The sequence below is a fragment of the Mesorhizobium sp. M0040 genome (assembly GCF_040323505.1).
Taxonomy (GTDB): domain Bacteria; phylum Pseudomonadota; class Alphaproteobacteria; order Rhizobiales; family Rhizobiaceae; genus Mesorhizobium.
The window spans coordinates 174,006-192,507 of record NZ_JAMYVA010000006.1 but is presented as its reverse complement, the minus strand read 5'-3'; the positions used below and the strand labels follow the sequence as shown (position 1 = coordinate 192,507).

The following is an 18,502-nucleotide window of genomic DNA, read 5'->3' as shown; positions in this document are numbered from 1 at the left end:
CTTAAAGCGGCGCGGATCTCTCAGCTTTGCCGCCAAGATGCGCCTTGAGCGCCATCTGGGCCAGGCTTGGCTGCCGGTCGCGATGCGTGATCATGGCAAATTCGCGCTTCGGCAGATCGATCGGCACGGAACGCAGACTGCCTTCGGCGACCGCGCGCGCGACGACGAGTTCCGAAATGATGCTGGCGCCGGCGCCGGCCTCGACCGCCTGGCGAATAGCCTCATTGCTCGGCAATACCAGGAATATCTGCAAGTCCGCGAACGAAATCCCGTCGCGTCGGGCAAGGTCCTCCAGCGCCTCGCGCGTGCCCGACCCGCCTTCGCGAATGATCCAGCGAAGCCCGCCAAGGTCGGGATGTCCAGGCGAAACTTCTGCGATCTCAGGGTGCGAGCGCGCCACGACCAGCATCATGCGATCGATATCGACCTTGGCACGCCGCAAAATGTCGGATTCGGTGCGCCCCTCGACCAGGCCAAAATCGGCTGCGCCATCAAGTACATTGGTCTCGACCTGCCTGGTGTTGCCAATGCTCACGCTCAGCCTGACGGCAGGATAGGCTTCGTGGAAAGAGGCGAGCCGGCGCGGCAGCCAATAACTGGCGATGGTCTGGCTGGCAGCGATCGAGAGACTGCCTGATATCGTCTGCGAGACATGCTCCAGCACATTGTGGGCGGCCGCAGTCCGCTCGAGGACCGCCTTGGCCTCGGGCAAGAATCGGCGTCCGGTCTCGGCGAGCTCGATATTGCGGCCCACGCGGTTGAACAACTGGACGCCATGCTGCTGTTCGAGCGAGCGGATCGCGGCGGATGCGGCCGACTGTGAGATGCCCAGCAACTCGGCCGCTTTGGTCATGTGCGCCCGTTCGGCGACGGCGACGAAGATCCGCAATTGGTCCAGAGTCATGCCAGCAATTAAGAAGCAACTCCGATTAGAATTACAAGAGCAATTTGTTAGACAGATTGATTGCTTTGTTCTAAATTTTGGCTCGAAATCGGAAAAAAGTCGCGCCAGAACAGTCGAGGGTAGAGATTTGGTGAGGCTGTTCAAATCGGTGTTCACGCATTGGTCCCGCAGCCTGCGGCGGCGGCTCGTCGGTGAACGCTATCGTCCGGAACAACATTACATGCGCGGCCCAGGTCCGAAGACGAGAGCCAAGGCCGCCGAACGCAAAAACATCGCCAGATCATGACCAACAGACCGCTGCGCGGCGCCAACTCAGCACCATCCCAACGGCCGCTCGCCGATACCCGCCCGCCCGCTGAAGGCGACGGCGTCGATACGTCGCCCGATGTCTCCGACAGCGTCGCCAAGACGACTTGCTATATGTGCGCCTGCCGCTGCGGCATCGACGTCCATATCAAGGACGGCAAGGTCCGCTACATCAACGGCAACAAGGATCACCCGGTCAACCGCGGTGTGCTGTGCGGCAAGGGCAGCGCCGGCATCATGCAGCATTACAGCCCGGCCCGGCTGAAGAAGCCGCTACTGCGCACCGGCCCGCGCGGCTCGGGTGAGTTCCGCGAAATCGAGTGGGAGGAAGCCTTGTCGATCGCGACAGAACGGCTTTCGAACATCCGCCGAACCGATCCGAAGAAACTTGCCTTCTTCACCGGGCGCGACCAGTCGCAATCGCTGACCGGCTGGTGGGCGAGCCAGTTCGGCACGCCGAATTTTGCCGCCCATGGCGGCTTCTGCTCGGTCAATATGGCGGCCGGCGGCCTCTACACGATTGGCGGTTCGTTCTGGGAGTTCGGCGAGCCCGACTGGGACAACACCAAATATTTCATGCTGTTCGGGGTTGCCGAAGACCATGATTCCAATCCGATCAAGATCGGCCTCGGCAAGCTCAAGGCGCGCGGCGCCAAGGTGGTTTCAATCAATCCCTGCCGCACCGGCTATAATGCAATTGCCGACGACTGGATCGGCATCCGGCCCGGCACCGACGGCCTGTTCGTATTCGCCCTCATCCATGAATTGCTGAAGGCAGGCCGCATCGATCTCGAGTACCTCTTGCGCTACACCAATGCCCACATCCTGGTCGTTCAGGAGCCTGGAGCTGTCGATGACGGGCTGTTCATGCGCAATGGCGACGGCAATCCGCTGGCTTGGGACAGGGTGGCGAAGATGCCTGTCGACGCCGGCGATACCGACGCAAAGCCCGCACTGACCGGCAGCGTTCTCGTCGACGGCCGCCGATGCGTGCCGGTCTTCCAACTCGTCGCCGACCGCTATCTGGACGAGTGCTATTCGCCCGACGCCGTCGCTGACCGGTGCGGCATCTCCGCCGACACCATCCGACGCATTGCTGCAGAACTCGCTCATGTCGCCTTCGAACAGCAAATCGAACTGCCGGTGGCCTGGACGGACTGGGCCGGCCGCCGGCACGAGACCATCAAGGGTCGGCCGGTGTCGATGCATGCGATGCGCGGCATCTCGGCCCATTCGAACGGATTTCACACTTGCCGCGCCATTCATCTGCTTCAGGTGCTTCTCGGCACGGTGGACGTGCCGGGCGGCTTCCGCTTCAAACCGCCTTATCCGCGGTCCGCGCCGCCGGGTCCAAAGCCCGCCGGCAAGAATGTGAAGCCGATGACACCACTCGAAGGCATGCCGCTCGGCTTCGTCTGCGGGCCGGAAGACCTGCTGATCGACGGAGGCGGCAAACCGATCCGTATCGACAAGGCCTACTCCTGGGATGCGCCGCTGGCCGCACACGGACTCATGCACACGGTCATTCGTAACGCCTGGGCCGGCGATCCCTACACGATCGACACGCTGTTCATGTACATGTCCAACATGGCCTGGAACTCGTCGATGAACACCGTCGAGACGATGGCGATGCTGACCGACGCGGACATATCGGGCGAATACAAGATCCCGTTCATCATCTATTCCGACGCTTATTATTCCGAGACCGTGCCTTTTGCCGATCTGGTGCTGCCGGACACGACCTATCTCGAGCGTCATGACTGTATCAGTCTGCTCGACCGGCCGATCAGCCACGCCGACGGGCCGGGCGACGCCATCCGCCATCCCGTCGTCGAGCCGGACCGCGACGTCAGGCCGTTCCAGACGGTGCTGATCGAACTCGGCGCGCGGCTCAGCCTGCCCGGCTTCGTTGACGACGACGGCTCCGCCAAATACCGCGACTATGCCGACTACATCGTCAATCACGAGCGCACGCCAGGTGTCGGTCCGCTCGCCGGCTGGCGCGGCGAGGACGGGACCTCGGTCGGCAAGGGCGACGTCAATCCCGACCAGTTGCAGCGCTACATCGACAATGGCGGCTTCTGGCACCAGGACTTCGCCGCCGATCAGCGCTACTACAAGATGGCCAACCGCTCCTATCTCGACTTCGCCGAGAACATGGGCTTCATCCCGAAAGCCGAGCCGATCGTGTTCCAACTCTATTCGGAGCCGATGCAGCGCTTCCGCCTTGCGGCGCGCGGCCATGGCCGGGTGCTGCCGCCGGAGGCGGAGCGCAGCCGCATCGAGACCTATATGGATCCGCTGCCATTCTGGTATGCGCCCTTCGAAGAGGCTGCGGTCGACAGCCGAGCCTATCCGCTGCACGCGCTGACGCAGCGGCCGATGCACATGTACCATTCCTGGGGCGGGCAGAATGCCTGGCTAAGGCAGATCACCAGCCAGAACCGGCTGTTCGTGCACGATCGGACCGCCGCCAGCCTCGGGCTTGTCGATGACGACTGGGTGTGGATCGAGAGCATCAACGGCAAGGTCAAAGGACAGATCAAGCTGGTCGACGGCGTCAACGCCAATACGGTGTGGACGTGGAATGCGATCGGCAAGCGTCGCGGCAGCTGGGGGCTGAAGGATGATGCGGCCGAATCCAATCGCGGCTTTCTACTCAACCACATCATCGGCGACCAGACCTCTGCCGATGCGAATGGCAAACACTATTCGAATTCCGATCCTGTCACCGGCCAGGCGGCATGGTTCGACCTGCGCGTGCGCATCGTCAAATGCGCAGACGAGGAAGCAGGCTTCACCGAACCGCAGTTCGAGCGGTTCCGACAGCCCCCGCATTTTGAGCCCCCGCCCGATAAGCTTAGTTTCGGCGCCGAATTCCGTCGGGAAAGAGAAGCTGCCAAATGACTTGCCTTCCCACCCATACCGACAAGAAGCTCGGCCTTGTCATCGATCTCGACACCTGCGTCGGCTGCCAGGCCTGCGTTACCGCCTGCAAAGAATGGAACACCGGCGGCCATATGGCGCCGCTAACCGACATCGACCCCTATGGCGGCAATGTCGACGGCGTCTGGTTCAACCGCGTGCACAGTTATGAGCACATGACCGAGATGGGTGGGCGCACGGTCAATTTCCCACGCTCCTGCCTGCACTGCGAGACGCCGGCGTGCGTCACGGTCTGCCCGACCGGCGCCTCCTACAAGCGGGCGTCGGATGGCATCGTGCTGGTCGACGAGGACAAATGCATCGGCTGCAAACTGTGCAGCTGGGCCTGTCCCTACGGAGCGCGCGAATTCGACACCAATGTCGGCGTGATGAAGAAATGCACGTTGTGCGTCGACCGCATCTACAACGACAATCTGGCGGAAGAAGATCGCGTGCCGGCCTGCGTCGCTGCTTGCCCGACCAGCGCGCGGCATTTTGGCGATCTGGGCGATCCGGCATCCGCTATCTCGCAACTGGTGGCCGAGCGCGGCGGTGTCGATCTGATGCCGGAAATGGGCTATAAGCCGACCAACAAATATCTGCCGCCACGTGCCCACACCACCCGCGCCGCATCGGTGCCGGCGCCAGCGCTTGAAGCGGTGCGGGCCGAAGGCGGCTTCCTCGGCTGGGTCGACCGCATGCTTTCGAACTGACCCGTGCCTTCATGCATCCAGCCTTCTCCGTCGTCTTTTTCACCACGGCCACGGGCGCCGGTTACGGCCTGCTCGCGCTGCTTGGCGTGCTCGCCGGACAGGGCTTTATCCCGCCCGATTTCTGGCTTGGCCTCACCGGCATGGGGCTGGCGCTTAGCCTGATCTCGACAGGCCTGCTGTCGTCGGCCGGCCATCTCGGCCGGCCCGAACGCGCCTGGCGTGCCTTCTCGCAATGGCGTAGCTCATGGCTGTCGCGCGAAGGTGTTGCCTCGGTCGCCACCTTCGTGCCGGCGGGGTTGTTCGGTATTGGCTGGGTGGTCCTCGGCCGTACGAGCGGCTGGGCGGCTGTCGCCGGGCTGCTCGCTGCCATCGGCGCGGTCGCAACCGTCTGCACCACCGGCATGATCTACGCGTCGTTGAAGCCGATTGCCCAGTGGCACAGCCGCTTCACCCTGCCCGCCTACCTGGTCTTTTCGGCGATGACCGGCAGCGTACTGCTCAACGCCCTGCTGCAGGGATTTGCCGCAGGCTCGAATATGCTTCTGGCGGGTGCCCTGTTGCTGACCGCGCTCGGCTGGGGTTTGAAGCTGGCGACCTGGCGATACAATGACAGGCTGGAGATCCCGACCAATGCCAACACCGCAACCGGGCTTTCCGGCGGCACGGTGCGGTCGCTGGAATGGCCGCATACCGAGGAAAACTATCTGCTCAAGGAGATGGGTTTTCGCATTGCGCGCAAGCACAGCGCTAAACTCCGCCAGATCACGCAGGTGCTGGCCTTTGCTTTGCCCGCGTTGCTGCTGGTCGCGGCGTTCGCCTTGCCGTGGCCCTATGCGGCAGCACTGTCGATACTCGCCGCAATCGCCCAACTCGCCGGAATGCTGGTCGAGCGCTGGCTGTTCTTCGCCGAGGCCAAGCACACGGTCACTTTGTACTACGGCAGGTAGGTTCAGCCCGGTCTGAGCATCGCGTGGGAAATCGCGAAAATGCGCTCTGTGCCAAGCATATAGGCCATCAGCGTTTCGCGGCGGAACAGCCCGGCATAGGCGCGATCGAGCACGTTGAGCGAGCCGGTATAGGCGCCGAAAGCCGGCATGATCATGCGGCCGCCATCGCCGGCAAAGCAACGACGCCGCACCGAACGGCCTTGCTGCACGATGCGGGCGCAAGGATGCAGGTGGCCTGATATCTCGCCTTCCACTCTCACCGCCGAAGGCTCGTGCCGGAAGAGTAGCGAGCCTATGGCCAGCTCGCGTACGGTCTCGCCTGGCAAGTCGGCCGGCGCTTCAGGATCATGATTGCCGGCGACCCAGAACCAGTCGCGCCCGACCATCAACCCTTCCAGCCTTTGGCGAAAGCTCGCGTGCATACGTGCGGCGCCGCCGCCATCGTGAAAACTGTCGCCCAGGCTGATAACGATCGCAGGCTGATAATCGGCGATCACCGCCTGCAGCCGGAGCAACGTCGCACCGGTGTCGTAAGGTGGGACCAGCGTGCCGCGCCTGGCCAGTGATGAGCCTTTTTCCAGATGCAGGTCGGATACGGTCAGAAGCCGGAATTCGGGAAAATAGAGCACGCCGCGACGGTCGCAGATCGCGCGTTCGCCGGCGATACGGACAGCGCCCGCATCCGCCAGAGGCGCAGCCATGGCGAGCGCGACAGTCATTTCGTCCCCATGGCCTCCTCGACCAGCGTGGCTGCATCCATCAGCAGCGTGTCATCGGCCTCGCCATGCACCGGCATTTTGCCGATCTCGAGCATGATCGGCACGGCGAGCGGCGATATCTGCTCGAGGTTCTTATGCATGATTCGACCTTGGACGCGCGAGAGCATCTCGGCAAGTCTGCTGACATCCAAGAGACCGGTCGCGGCATCGGCACGCGTCGCCTGCAAAAGGATATGGTCGGGCTCGTGGCTGCGCAGCACGTCGTAGATGAGATCCGTCGACACGGTTACCTGGCGGCCGCTCTTCTCCTGCCCCGGGTGGCGTTTCTCGATCAATCCCGAGATCAGCGCGCAATTGCGAAAGGTGCGCTTCAACAACCAACTGCCGGCGAGCCAGGCTTCGAGGTCGTCGCCCAGCATGTCCTGATCGAATAGCGCAGCCAGCGACGGTTTCTTCGCCCTGAACATATGGCCCATATCGGCCAGCGACCATATGGCAAGCGCATAGTCGGTGGCGACGAAGCCGAGCGGCTTGGCTCCCGCCCTGTCGAGGCGGCGGGTGAGCAGCATGCCGAGCGTCTGGTGCGCCAGCCTGCCCTCGAATGGATAGGCCACCAGATAGTAGCGGTTGCCGCGCGGAAAGGTCTCGATCAGCAGATCGTCGCGTTTCGGCAGCACCGACTTGTCGGCCTGGAAGCGTAGCCAGTCGGCGACCTGCTCCGGCAGCTTCTTCCAGCGCTGCGGATCGTCCAGCATGGCGCGGACCTGTTCGGCCAGGTACGTCGAAAGCGGGAATTTGCCACCACCGTAATACGGCACCTTGGCGTCGCTGCCGGGTGCATTCGAGACAAAGCACTCATTCTCGCGGATACCTTCGAAGCGCAGCACCTTGCCGGCGAACATGAAGGTGTCGCCATGCGTCAGCGTTTCGAGGAACGCCTCCTCGATCTTGCCCAGAACCCGGCCGCCACGCGAAGCCGCGCCTCTGCTGCCCGCCTGGACGTAGCGGACGTTGAGCGCCGGCACTTCGATGATGGTGCCGACGTTGAGCCGGTATTGCTGGGCGACGCGAGGATTTGAGACCCGCCACAGTCCGTCCTTGTTCAACCGGATGCGGGCATAGCGCTCGTAGTTCCTTAGCGCATAGCCGCCAGTGGCGACGAAATCGATGACGCGATCGAATGTCGGGCGATCGAGATCGGCATAGGGTGCTGCCGTCCGCACCTCCTCGAACAGCGCATCGGCATGGAACGGCGCACCGCAGGCACAGCCCAGCACGTGCTGCGCCAGGACGTCGAGCCCGCCATCGACCAGCGGCGGCGTATCCTGGGCACCGAGATAATTGGCGTCGAGCGCCGCCCTGCATTCCAGCACCTCGAAGCGGTTGGCCGGTATCAGGATCGCCTTGGACGGCTCGTCCATACGGTGGTTGGCGCGGCCGATGCGCTGCGCCAGCCGGCTGGCACCTTTCGGCGCACCGACATGGACGACCAGGTCGACATCGCCCCAGTCGATGCCGAGGTCGAGCGTCGACGTGGCGACGATGGCGCGCAGGGTGTTCTCGCCCATTGCCTTTTCGACACGCCGGCGCTGCGCGACGTCGAGCGAGCCGTGATGCAGCGCGATCGGCAAGGTCTCCTCGTTGACCCGCCACAACTCCTGGAACAGCAACTCCGCCTGGCTGCGCGTGTTGACAAACAGCAGGGTTGTCTTGTGGCCCTTGATCTCGTTGTAGATTTCCGGCGTTGCGTAGCGGGCCGAATGTCCCGCCCACGGCACGCGCTCCTCCGAATCGAGAATGGAGATGTCGGGCTTGGCGCCGCCAGTGACGACGATCAGTTCGGCCATCGGCCCCGGTGGATTCTGGCTGACCAGCCAGCGCCGCAATTCGTCAGGCTCGGCGACCGTCGCCGACAGGCCTATCGTCTGCAGGGCGGGCACAAACGAGCGCAGCCGGGCCAGCCCGAGCGACAGGAGATGCCCGCGCTTCGAGGTCACCAGCGAATGCAATTCGTCGAGCACGACATAGCGCAGGTCCTCGAAGAAGCGCCTGGCATCGGGCGCGGCAATCAGCAGCGCCAATTGCTCGGGCGTGGTCAGGAGAATGTCGGGCGGCGCCAGCTTCTGCCGCTGGCGCTTGTGTGCGGGCGTGTCGCCGGTGCGCGTCTCGACGGTGACCGGCAGCCCGATTTCTTCGACGGGTTTGCCGAGATTGCGCTCGATGTCGACGGCCAGCGCCTTCAGCGGCGAGATGTAGAGTGTGTGGATGCCTCGATGCGCCTGCCCCGGCCTTCTCCTCGGTCGGCCGGCCAGTTCGGTCAGCGATGGCAAGAACCCGGCCAGCGTCTTGCCGGCGCCGGTCGGGGCGATCAGCAATACCGACTGCCCACCCTGGGCTTTGGCCAGCAAATCGATCTGGTGGGCGCGCGGCGACCAGCCCTTTTCCGCAAACCATTTGACGAATGGCTGGGGCAGGACGACGGCGGCATTCTGTTGGGCAAGGCGCGGCTGCTCTGTCACGCGCCAGAGGTAGCGCGGCGACGCGCAATCGCCAAGCAGAATCAGAACAAAAGGTGATCGATTCGCGTTACGGCCGGCGAAACCCGGTCGGTCCGCCATAGAGATAGCCGATACGGGCGACCGCCTCCCCCAGTCCTTCACGCGACACCAGCATGGTGTGGCCGTTGGCGTGGATCATGGTCTCCGGATCCGTCATGATCGCGACGTGGCCTTTCCAGAAGACCAGGTCGCCGCGCCGCAACCCGGCAAAATCCGGCCCGGGTTCGAGCGGCTCGCCGACGGTCGCCGCCTGCATGTCGGTGTCGCGCAGCACTTGCCTGCCAGCCATGTGCATTGCAAGTTGCACGAGACCGGAACAATCGATGCCGAAGCCGGAAACGCCGCCCCACAGATAGGGCGTGCCGAGAAACGCCTCGGCGACCGCGACGTAGTCGGGGGCAACCTCGGCGACAGGCCTGAGATGGTCAGATATGACCGCCTCGCCGGATGGCAGCAGAGCATAGTACGTGCGGCGTGTTTCAGCCGCGCCTTTCACTGTTACCGCCGATCCCATCGAGAGTTGCCCGCTGATCGGGAACCGCAAATCCGGTCCCGGATAGAGGAAAGTGCGCGGCACCGAGACAACATGCGTGGGCGCATGGTCCCGACCGCCCAGCACAGTGTCGGCGACATAGCCGACATAGCCGTCGCGCTCGGCCTGTATCCAGGCCCAGCCCTCAACGTCCTCGAAGACGAGGACGTCTTCGCCGAACAGAAGCTGGGTATCGACGCCGGCATCCGGGCGCGGAGCCTTGCGGACATCGGCCACGGAGGCTGATATGCGAGCCGGCCGGCCGGCGACGAAACGGTCGGCGGAAACCTCGCCTTTCAGCCTGGCGTCGGCGAGATCGGAGCGGAAGGCATGGAGGCGGGCATCGCTGGCGGTCAAATCGGCAACTCGTTCAAATGGGCAACTCTTGGGCTCTGGCAATGATAACATCGCCAAAGCGCTCGACAAAGAGCGCGCCTTCGACTGTACGCCTGACCAGCACGTTGCGCTTGTCGAGCTCGTCGCGATGGCGCGACACCAGTTTCAGCGCCCCCATCGTATCGAGCGCACGGGTGATCACCGGCTTGGTGACGTTGAGGCGGGCGGCTAACCCCCGCACCGTGTGTGGCGGCGGATCGAGATAGATGGTGAACAGGATCGCCGTCTGGCGCATGGTGAGATCGGGCGCGTCGTCGCGCACCTCCGACAGCACCACCTGTTGCCATAGTCGCAAGGCTTGGCTTGGACGCATGATAATCGACATCCGTCCAGCATGTCGGAAAATTGTTTCGGTTCCGTTTCAGTCAATACCTTCGTCGGCTATGTCCTAGAATCAGCCGTAGCGGTTCGAAATGACCTGCTCCAGCGCCCGGATGCCTTGCGCTTCGCCACCCGCAAGGCCGTGCGGGCGGTCGAACGGGTTCCAGGCGAAGATGTCGACATGCGCCCAGCCGGCGGTCTTTTCGACGAAGCGCTTCAGGAAAAGCGCCGCGGTGATCGAGCCGGCGAAACCGTCCGACGTGACGTTGTTGATGTTGGCCACCTTCGACGCCAGCTTGGCGTCATAGGGCTTCCACAACGGCATGCGCCATAGCGGATCCTCGACCGCAACGGAGGCGTCCGCCAGCTCGGATGCAAGCGCCTCGTCACCGGTGTAGAACGGCGGCAGGTCGGGACCGAGCGCAACACGGGCAGCGCCTGTCAGCGTCGCCATATCGACCAGCATCTGCGGCTCTTCGTCATCGGCCAAGGCCAGGGCATCGGCGAGCACCAGCCGCCCTTCGGCGTCGGTGTTGCCGATTTCGACGGTGATGCCCTTGCGGCTCACCAGCACGTCGCCTGGCCGGAAGGCATTGCCGGCTATCGAATTCTCGACAGCCGGGATGAGCACGCGCAGCCGAACCTTCAACCCGGTGGCCATGATCATGGAAGCGAGACCCAGCACGTTGGCAGCGCCACCCATGTCCTTCTTCATCAAAAGCATGCCCGAGGACGGCTTGATGTCGAGACCGCCTGTATCGAAGCAGACGCCCTTGCCGACCAGCGTTATCTTGGGGGCATTGTTCGGCCCCCAAATCATGTCGATCAGGCGTGGCGCGTCGGCAGAAGCCCGACCGACGGCGTGGATCATCGGAAAGTTGGCGGTAAGAAGATCGTCGCCTTTGGTCACCGATATTTCGGCCTTGTGCGTCGCGGCCAAGGTCCGGGCGGCCTTCTCCAACTGCCCGGGGCCCATATCGCTGGTCGGCGTGTTAACCAGATCGCGCGCCAGGAAAATGCCATCGGCGAGGCGGCGGATGCGGGCGGCGTCGGTGCCTGCCGGCAGCGCGAGGCGAAGCGTCTTGCCTGGCTTCTTGCCGTAGCGGGTGAAGACATAGCCGCCGAGCGCCACGGCGAGTGCCGTAAGCTCCGGCTTGGCCGGTGCGGACGCAAAATGCCACTCGCCTTCGGGCAAGGCTCTCGCTAGTGCGCCGATGGCCAGTGCGCCCTCGCCATCACCGGTGCCGAACAGGGCTCCGGCAATCGCGCCGTTGTCGCCAGGCACGATGAGCGTCCTGCCGGCCTCGCCGGAAAAGCCGTTGGCCTTGGCCCAGGCGACCGAGGATGGCGCAAGGCCCGACGCCGCCAGAGCATCCTTCGCCACCAGATGGACCGGCAGCGCATTGCTCAATTCTTTCTCGACGAGTTCGACAGGCATTCGCTGGCCTCCGGCTTCCGAGTCGACGTTTCTTAACTCTCCGTTAGGGTTAACAGAATATTTCTGCGGGAGGAAAGATGACCTCGCAAATGGTCACGCGCATGAACGGAGCCCTGGTGCCGATGCCGACCAACCGCAGGATGAACGCCAGCGCAAATAGGCTGATCAGCACGGCGTTGATGATGGCGCTTGCCGCAGGCGTCGCTGGCTGCGGAACCAGCAAATTGACGACTGGCTCGATTTCTCGTCCAAGCGGCAAGCCGCTGGAAACAATGTCGGCGGGCGAACTGCACAACGCTACGATGGCGCTTGGCCAGTCCTATTCGAAAAACCCCAGCGACAAGCGGATCGCGACAAATTATGCCGCGGCGCTGCAGATGGACGGCGACGCAGACCAATCGCTTGCGGTGATGCGCAAGCTGGCGATCGCCCTGCCGAAGGACCGCGACGTGCTCGCCGCCTATGGCAAGGCGCTTGCCGCCAACGGACAGTTCGAACCGGCTCTCGATGCCGTGCGCCGCGCGCAGACCCCTGAATATCCTGATTGGAAACTGGTGTCGGCGGAAGCTGCCATTCTCGACCAGCTCGGCCAAAAGGACGAGGCGCGCCAAGGCTATCGCAAGGCGTTGGATCTCAGGCCAAACGAACCGTCGATCCTTTCCAATCTCGGCATGTCGTACGTGCTGGAAGGTGATTTGCGCACGGCCGAAACCTATATGCGCTCAGCCGCCCAGCAGCCGAATGCAGATAGCCGCGTCCGCCAGAACCTTGCGCTGGTCGTCGGTCTGCAAGGCCGTTTCGACGAGGCCGAGAAGATCGCCTCGCAAGAGCTGTCGCAGGATCAGGCGCAGGCTAACGTCGCTTACCTTCGCCAGATGCTGGCGCAGCAGAATGCCTGGAGCCAGCTCAAGGACCAGGACAAGGCAAAGCCCGCCACCAACTGACCGCTTCGAGCGCCGAACCGGCGCGCGAATTCCGCAACATGTCTAACGCAAAGAGCCGCGCTGCACCGGCAGCGTGGCTCTGAATCGTATCAGCGTTTCTGGCAACGCCGCTGGCGCTACTCGCTGCTGGATTTCGGCTGGTCGCCAAAGATGCCGCGCTGGCTCACCTGGATGCCGGCGGGACCCAGAATAATGGCGAACAGCACCGGCAGGAAGAACAGGATCATCGGCACGGTGAGCTTCGGCGGCAGCGCGGCCGCCTTCTTCTCGGCGGCATTCATGCGCATGTCGCGGCTCTCACTGGCAAGCACCCGCAACGCATGCGCCACGGGCGTGCCGTAGCGCTCGGCCTGAACCAACGCCTGGGACACCGACCTGACGGATTCCAGGCCAGTTCGGCTTGCAAGGTTCTCGTAGGCCTGCTTGCGCTCCTGCAGATAGGAAAGCTCGGCGTTTGTCAGGATGAATTCTTCCGCCAATGCCACCGATTGCGCGCCGATCTCATCGGCGACCTTGCGAAGCGCCGCTTCCACCGACATGCCGGACTCGACGCATATCAGCAACAGGTCGAGCGCGTCCGGCCACGCCATCTGAATCGATTGCTTGCGCTTGGTAGCGCGGTTGTTGACGTAGAGCACGGGCGCGTAGAATCCCGCATAGGCTACCACGATGCACACGAACAGCTTCACGAAAAGCGGCTGCTCGGGCAATCCGCCGAGCACGAACAGATACATCGCCGCCAATGCAAAGCCGATGAAGGGCAGGACGAGACGGAAGAAAAGGAAGCGCGTCAGCGGATTTTGCCCGCGAAAACCCGCCACTTTCAATTTCTGCAAGGTACCTTCATCCGCCAGCGCACGCCTGAGATCCAGGCGATCGACAATATTGCGCATGCCGACCGACTGTTCTTCGCGCAGGCCCTTGCGGCGGCGGTCGGCTTCGACTGCCAGCCGCGCGCGCTGCTTGGCGCGCAGCTCATCGCGCTCCAGCGCTACGGATTTCATGCGCGCCTTGAGCTGGTTCCCGCCAAAAGCGGGCAGCAGCGTGAAGACGGTCGCAAACACCGCGATACCGACCAGCAGTGCGATCAGCAGGGACGGGTCGGTGAGAGTTCTGATGACGTGATCGGTCATACGCGAGTCCTAGACTTCGAAATTCATCATCTTGCGCATTACCAGGACGCCCATCGACATCCAGATGCCGGAACAACCGAGGATCAGATGGCCGGTGCTGGTGATGAAGAGGGGCATGATGTAGTTCGGGCTCGTCAAATAGACGAGAAAGGCGACGACGAAAGGCAACGCGCCGATGATCACGGCGGATGCCTTGGCTTCCATGGACAATGCCTGGACCTTGGCTTTCATTTTCTTGCGGTCGCGAAGCACGCGCGAAAGATTGCCCAGCGCTTCGGAAAGATTGCCGCCGGCCTGAGACTGGATCTGGATGACGATGCCGAAGAAGCTCGCCTCGGTGCACGGCATCGTTTCTGGCATGCGCATGGCCGCGTCGGGGATCGACAAACCCATTTGCTGCGAATCGACGATGCGGCGGAACTCGGTCTTGACCGGCTCGGGGGATTCGTTGGCGATCAGGCGCACGGCATCGTTCAGCGGCAGGCCGGATTTTACCGCACGCACAATGATATCGAGCGCGTTCGGAAATTCGTTGAGGAACGCCTTGACGCGGTGCGCGCGGCGAAACGAGACGAACCAGCGGGGCAGACCCAAGACGCCGACCAGCAGCGCAGCCGGCAAAACCAGCAACGGTGCGCCGATGAAATAGACAAGAGCCGTCAAGACGACGCCGCAGACCGCCGAGTAGACATAGAAGCGCTCAAGCGAGATCTTCATGCCGGCCTGACGGATTTGGATCTTCAGCGGTGGTTTCTTGACCAGGCTCTGATTGGACTTTTGCTTTTGATCGAGATCCTTCAGCGAATCCTGGACGGACTTGCGACGCTTGGCCGCTTCCGCCACGCGATCGCGCGACGCCTTGACGACGGAACGATCCGTCTCGGCGGTCTTGATCGATTCAAGCCGCTTGCCGACCTGCTTCTCGGTGCTGATCCGGTTGAACAGGAAAGCATAGGCCACAGCGCCGGCGCTGAAGCCGGCGAGCACGACGAATGCCAATACGGTGCCGTCAATTCCGAACATCGACCCTGGCCCCCACGCTTCCAGACGGATCAATCAGCGCGTTTCTCCATCGCCTCGAGCGCAACCGCGAGGCGCTGCTCCTCACCGTAGTAGCGGGCGCGCTCCCAGAAATGCGGACGGCCGATGCCAGTCGACACGTGCTCGCCCAGCAGCCTGCCGTTCGCGTCCTCGCCCTTGATGTTATAGAGAACGATGTCCTGGGTGATGATGACGTCGCCTTCCATGCCGATCACCTCGGTGATGTGGGTGATACGCCGCGATCCGTCGCGCAGGCGTGCAGCCTGTATGATCACGTCGACGGAGCCGACGACGATTTCGCGCACGGTTTTTTGCGGCAGCGTGTAGCCGCCCATGGCGATCATCGACTCTATACGGTTGAGGCATTCGCGCGGGCTGTTCGAATGGATCGTTCCCATCGAGCCGTCATGGCCGGTGTTCATCGCCTGCAGCAGGTCGAACACTTCGGGTCCGCGCACTTCGCCGACGATAATACGTTCGGGGCGCATGCGCAGACAGTTCTTGACCAGGTCGCGCATGGTCACTTCGCCCTCGCCTTCGAGGTTGGGCGGACGGGTTTCGAGACGCACCACATGCGGCTGCTGCAATTGCAGCTCAGCTGAGTCCTCGCAGGTGATGACGCGTTCTTCGCGGTCGATATAGTTGGTCAGGCAATTGAGCAGCGTCGTCTTGCCTGAGCCGGTACCGCCCGAGATGACAATATTGCAGCGGACACGCCCGATGATCTTGAGAATCTCGGCCCCTTGCGGAGAAATCGAGCCGAACTTGACCAGCTGGTCGAGCGTCAGCTTGTCCTTCTTGAACTTGCGGATGGTAAGTGCGGTGCCGTCGATAGCCAGGGGCGGTGCGATGACGTTGACACGGGAGCCATCAGGAAGACGCGCATCGCAGATCGGGCTTGATTCATCGACGCGGCGGCCAACCTGGCTGACGATACGCTGGCAGATGTTGAGGAGCTGCTGGTTGTCGCGGAAACGGATGCCGGTCTGCTCGACCTTGCCGTTGACTTCGATGTAGACGTTCTTGGAGCCATTGACCATGATGTCGGCAATATCGTCGCGGGCAAGCAGTGGCTCCAGCGGCCCGTAGCCTAAAACGTCGTTGCAGATATCCTCGAGAAGCTCTTCCTGCTCGGCGATGGACATCGCGAAATTCTTGATCGCGATGATGTCGTTGACAATGTCGCGGATTTCCTCGCGCGCGCTTTCGGGATCGAGTTTGGCGAGCTGGGACAGATCTATCGTATCGATGAGTGCGGCGAAGACCTGGCTTTTGGTGTCGTAGTAGGTTTCGCTCTTTTGGCGCTGGATACTTTTCGGCTCCGGGGCCAATGGCGGCGGCTCGACCGCACGGCGAACCGCCGGCGCGGCAGGCGCGCCGGATGGCGGCAGCGCCGCCGACCTGGCAGTTACAGCCGCTTCCACAGGGTTTGCGGCCGCCGGCGCAGCAGGTGCGGGTGCTGGCTGACGGAATTCCGGAATGGTCCGGTTGCCGTCGTCGCTGCCTCTTTTACCAAACATGATCGCTTACCAATTCCACCGCTGAGGCATCACTTCTTGTTGCGCGAAAGCTTGCCGATCAGATTGCCGAGCCCAGCCTTTTTCTTCACCTTGATTTCGCTGCGCCCTGTCAGCACATGGGCGATCTCGTTGATCGTGGCGACAACCGGATTCTTGGCATCCATCTCACCGAGCATACGTCCGTTGTTGGCAGCATTTCCGAACAAAAGCGGCTCGAACGGGATGACCGACATCGGCGAAAGGCCGAGCGATTCGGAGAAGTCGGACGGCGTAATCTCAGGACGTTTCGGCACACCGGCCTGGTTGATCACAAGCTTTGGCGCGGGATCGTTCGGACGAAGCCGCTTCAGCATGTCGACCAGGTTCTTCGTGTTGCGCAGATTGGCCAGTTCGGGCGTCGCCGTGATGACGATCTCGTCGGCCTTGACCAGCGTGTTCTTGGTCCAGCCGGCCCACACGTGGGGAACATCGAGCACGAGGAGCGGCGCGCTACGCTGGGCTATGTCGATAAGCTGGGTGAAGGCGTCGGGATCGAAATCGTAGACCCGCTCCAGGGTCGAAGGGGCCGCAAGCAGCGACAGGTGCTCGGCGCATTGGGCGAGCAGCCGGTCGAGATAGACCTCGTCGACGCGTTCCGGCGAGAAGACTGCCTCGGCAATGCCTTGCGCCGGATCCTGGTCGAAATTGATATTGGCCGTTCCGAAGGCGAGGTCGAGATCGGCGACAACCACTTCGGATTTGAAAAGGGACGACATGGCCCAGGCCACATTATGGGCTATGGTCGAGGAGCCGACGCCGCCTTTGGCGCCGATGAAGGCAATCGAGCGGCCGATCGGCTCCGCTTCCGGATCAACGAAGATCGAAGACACCACGCTGACGATGTCGGCCATCGATACGGGCGCGATGACATACTCGGAAATGCCCGAACGAATGAGTTCGCGGTACAGGCCGACATCGTTGTAGTGGCCGACAACCACCACCTTGGAGGTCGGGTCACAATGCTCGGAGAGCTGGGCGAGTTGTTCAAGCAATAGCTTCGGCTCGCTGCGCGATTCAAGCAGGATCAGGTTCGGTGTCGGCGCCGACTGATAGAATTCGATAGCGGTAGGGATGCCCCCCATATGCACCTTCAGATGGGCCTTGGCCATGCGGCGATCCTCGCCGGCGCGCTCGACCGGATTGGCTACGCCTTCGGTCTCGCAAAATGCCTGGATCGAAATGCGCGGGATCGGCCGCAACGCCTGCATCGCGGCAATATCCTGCTCCGAGGTTTCGCCGCCCGGTACCTCTGTGTCATAGGCAAGATTGCTCATTGTCATCACTTTCCGTGACTTGCGCGGCTTAGGGTTTGTTGAGCCTCAACACTCGTTAATATTCGACTTCCGAATTGCCGAGGAATTCGTCCGAAATACCTCTGTCACGATAGACGTCGATCACCGCGCCGCGATTTTCCGCGTCGATCGGGGTCGGCTTGCGTGGCCCGATCAAATCGGACGGATTGGCCATCTGGGCAGCCAGGTTGTTCTGATACGAACAGCCGAAATCGGCATAGTGCTTGTTTTCCGAAGTCTGCAGCAGGTCTTCGGGCCAGCGCCCGCATTTATCCGTCTGAGCCTTCACCGAGACGTAGGCAACACGGATCGGTGCGGACGCTTCGGCCGAAACAGACTGATAGGACCGCATGGCGATCCGCTTCCGGCTGATGCCGCTGGCTATGGCCAGCCTGGCGAAATCGCGGCCGGCCACGGCCGCTGCGATTTCGTTGGCTGAGCCGCTCGGAATCTCGATCGTCAGCACCGGAGCCGCGCTCCTGTCGTATCCGTCCAGGAAGCCCAGGAGCGTGTCACGCTGGGATCTGGTCATGCCACGGTCGCCGGCGCCGACCGGAAGGTCGATCTTCTGTATCTTCTCGGCTATGACGATCGGATGGGTGGTGCGATAATCGTCCGGTATGGCACCCACCGTGACGCTGTCGCGATTGGCGCAGCCGGCCAGCAATGCCGCCACCGCGATCGCCATAATGGGAACGGCCGGCCGCCAGATTCGCGAATGGACCGACCGCGTCGCGGTGATCGCCCGTGCCTTCGATGCTGCCTTAGACATGA

Annotated in this window: 15 protein-coding genes; 4 read left to right on the top strand and 11 right to left on the bottom strand. The window is 62.6% G+C overall.

Translation table 11 applies throughout. From position 1 onward, the window contains the following. Position 1: 1 nt before the first annotated feature. Positions 2–904: a LysR substrate-binding domain-containing protein gene (locus tag NKJ91_RS08340; RefSeq protein WP_352455139.1), complete on the bottom strand. Its 903-nt coding sequence runs from the start codon at positions 902–904 to the stop codon at positions 2–4. A gap of 282 nt (positions 905–1,186) precedes the next feature. Between NKJ91_RS08340 and NKJ91_RS08335 the strand changes: the two genes are divergently transcribed. The 3 genes from NKJ91_RS08335 to NKJ91_RS08325 are packed head-to-tail and all read left to right on the top strand — an operon-like array spanning position 1,187 to position 5,795. Continuing rightward, the gene (locus NKJ91_RS08335) at positions 1,187–4,117 is read left to right on the top strand and encodes a molybdopterin oxidoreductase family protein (RefSeq protein ID WP_352455138.1); all 2,931 of its coding nucleotides are present in this window, start codon (positions 1,187–1,189) and stop codon (positions 4,115–4,117) included. Next, positions 4,114–4,848, top strand: coding sequence for a 4Fe-4S dicluster domain-containing protein (locus NKJ91_RS08330; RefSeq protein WP_352455137.1), 735 nt, complete (start codon positions 4,114–4,116; stop codon positions 4,846–4,848). The genes NKJ91_RS08335 and NKJ91_RS08330 overlap by 4 nt, the downstream gene beginning before the upstream one ends. Before the next feature lie 11 nt (positions 4,849–4,859). After that, on the top strand, positions 4,860–5,795 hold the full coding sequence (locus NKJ91_RS08325) for a dimethyl sulfoxide reductase anchor subunit family protein (RefSeq protein ID WP_352455136.1): 936 nt from the start codon (positions 4,860–4,862) through the stop codon (positions 5,793–5,795). Between the two features lie 2 nt (positions 5,796–5,797). On the opposite strand, the gene pdeM is transcribed toward NKJ91_RS08325, so the two are convergent. From pdeM to NKJ91_RS08300, 5 genes are all read right to left on the bottom strand, one after another. After that, positions 5,798–6,514: a ligase-associated DNA damage response endonuclease PdeM gene (gene pdeM / locus NKJ91_RS08320; protein WP_023676942.1), complete on the bottom strand. Its 717-nt coding sequence runs from the start codon at positions 6,512–6,514 to the stop codon at positions 5,798–5,800. Further along, positions 6,511–9,033 carry a ligase-associated DNA damage response DEXH box helicase gene (locus tag NKJ91_RS08315; protein WP_352455135.1) on the bottom strand — a complete coding sequence of 841 codons (2,523 nt, stop codon included), beginning with the start codon at positions 9,031–9,033 and terminating at the stop codon, positions 6,511–6,513. Before NKJ91_RS08315 ends, pdeM begins: the two co-directional genes overlap by 4 nt. A gap of 67 nt (positions 9,034–9,100) precedes the next feature. Beyond that, complete coding sequence (locus NKJ91_RS08310; protein WP_502896642.1) at positions 9,101–10,012, bottom strand: C40 family peptidase; 912 nt, start codon at positions 10,010–10,012, stop codon at positions 9,101–9,103. Continuing rightward, complete coding sequence (locus tag NKJ91_RS08305) at positions 9,975–10,325, bottom strand: MarR family winged helix-turn-helix transcriptional regulator (protein WP_023676939.1); 351 nt, start codon at positions 10,323–10,325, stop codon at positions 9,975–9,977. Before NKJ91_RS08305 ends, NKJ91_RS08310 begins: the two co-directional genes overlap by 38 nt. A 69-nt stretch (positions 10,326–10,394) precedes the next feature. Continuing rightward, entirely contained in the window at positions 10,395–11,759 is a 1,365-nt protein-coding gene (locus NKJ91_RS08300; RefSeq protein ID WP_352455133.1) for a leucyl aminopeptidase family protein, read from the bottom strand. 122 nt (positions 11,760–11,881) lie between these two features. Here NKJ91_RS08300 and NKJ91_RS08295 point away from each other — a divergent pair, with 122 nt between their 5' ends. Beyond that, positions 11,882–12,703: a tetratricopeptide repeat protein gene (locus NKJ91_RS08295; RefSeq protein WP_023676937.1), complete on the top strand. Its 822-nt coding sequence runs from the start codon at positions 11,882–11,884 to the stop codon at positions 12,701–12,703. 116 nt (positions 12,704–12,819) lie between these two features. Here NKJ91_RS08295 and NKJ91_RS08290 read toward each other — a convergent pair whose 3' ends face one another. Genes NKJ91_RS08290 through NKJ91_RS08270 form a run of 5 tightly spaced genes read right to left on the bottom strand, consistent with a single transcriptional unit; the run spans position 12,820 to position 18,500 of the window. Further along, on the bottom strand, positions 12,820–13,836 hold the full coding sequence (locus tag NKJ91_RS08290; RefSeq protein WP_023676936.1) for a type II secretion system F family protein: 1,017 nt from the start codon (positions 13,834–13,836) through the stop codon (positions 12,820–12,822). A 9-nt stretch (positions 13,837–13,845) separates the two neighbouring features. Continuing rightward, positions 13,846–14,859 (bottom strand): type II secretion system F family protein, encoded by a 1,014-nt coding sequence (locus tag NKJ91_RS08285; protein ID WP_023676935.1) that lies wholly within the window; start codon positions 14,857–14,859, stop codon positions 13,846–13,848. Between the two features lie 29 nt (positions 14,860–14,888). Continuing rightward, positions 14,889–16,397: a TadA family conjugal transfer-associated ATPase gene (locus tag NKJ91_RS08280; protein WP_352455132.1), complete on the bottom strand. Its 1,509-nt coding sequence runs from the start codon at positions 16,395–16,397 to the stop codon at positions 14,889–14,891. A 29-nt stretch (positions 16,398–16,426) separates the two neighbouring features. After that, positions 16,427–17,710, bottom strand: a complete 1,284-nt coding sequence (locus tag NKJ91_RS08275; protein WP_352455131.1) for a CpaE/TadZ family protein — start codon at positions 17,708–17,710, stop codon at positions 16,427–16,429. 55 nt (positions 17,711–17,765) lie between these two features. Beyond that, positions 17,766–18,500, bottom strand: a complete 735-nt coding sequence (locus NKJ91_RS08270) for a CpaD family pilus assembly protein (protein ID WP_023676933.1) — start codon at positions 18,498–18,500, stop codon at positions 17,766–17,768. Positions 18,501–18,502 lie beyond the last annotated feature (2 nt).

What these genes read in the sequence shown, in the direction of transcription:
- NKJ91_RS08285 (WP_023676935.1), bottom strand. Translation starts at nt 14,859, where the DNA reads ATGTTCGGAATTGACGGCACCGTATTGGCATTCGTCGTGCTCGCCGGC.
- NKJ91_RS08310 (WP_502896642.1), bottom strand. Translation starts at nt 10,012, where the DNA reads ATGTTATCATTGCCAGAGCCCAAGAGTTGCCCATTTGAACGAGTTGCC.
- NKJ91_RS08290 (WP_023676936.1), bottom strand. Translation starts at nt 13,836, where the DNA reads ATGACCGATCACGTCATCAGAACTCTCACCGACCCGTCCCTGCTGATC.
- NKJ91_RS08280 (WP_352455132.1), bottom strand. Translation starts at nt 16,397, where the DNA reads ATGTTTGGTAAAAGAGGCAGCGACGACGGCAACCGGACCATTCCGGAA.
- NKJ91_RS08330 (WP_352455137.1), top strand. Translation starts at nt 4,114, where the DNA reads ATGACTTGCCTTCCCACCCATACCGACAAGAAGCTCGGCCTTGTCATC.
- pdeM (WP_023676942.1), bottom strand. Translation starts at nt 6,514, where the DNA reads ATGACTGTCGCGCTCGCCATGGCTGCGCCTCTGGCGGATGCGGGCGCT.
- NKJ91_RS08275 (WP_352455131.1), bottom strand. Translation starts at nt 17,710, where the DNA reads ATGAGCAATCTTGCCTATGACACAGAGGTACCGGGCGGCGAAACCTCG.
- NKJ91_RS08295 (WP_023676937.1), top strand. Translation starts at nt 11,882, where the DNA reads ATGCCGACCAACCGCAGGATGAACGCCAGCGCAAATAGGCTGATCAGC.
- NKJ91_RS08305 (WP_023676939.1), bottom strand. Translation starts at nt 10,325, where the DNA reads ATGTCGATTATCATGCGTCCAAGCCAAGCCTTGCGACTATGGCAACAG.
- NKJ91_RS08300 (WP_352455133.1), bottom strand. Translation starts at nt 11,759, where the DNA reads ATGCCTGTCGAACTCGTCGAGAAAGAATTGAGCAATGCGCTGCCGGTC.
- NKJ91_RS08340 (WP_352455139.1), bottom strand. Translation starts at nt 904, where the DNA reads ATGACTCTGGACCAATTGCGGATCTTCGTCGCCGTCGCCGAACGGGCG.
- NKJ91_RS08335 (WP_352455138.1), top strand. Translation starts at nt 1,187, where the DNA reads ATGACCAACAGACCGCTGCGCGGCGCCAACTCAGCACCATCCCAACGG.
- NKJ91_RS08270 (WP_023676933.1), bottom strand. Translation starts at nt 18,500, where the DNA reads ATGTCTAAGGCAGCATCGAAGGCACGGGCGATCACCGCGACGCGGTCG.
- NKJ91_RS08325 (WP_352455136.1), top strand. Translation starts at nt 4,860, where the DNA reads ATGCATCCAGCCTTCTCCGTCGTCTTTTTCACCACGGCCACGGGCGCC.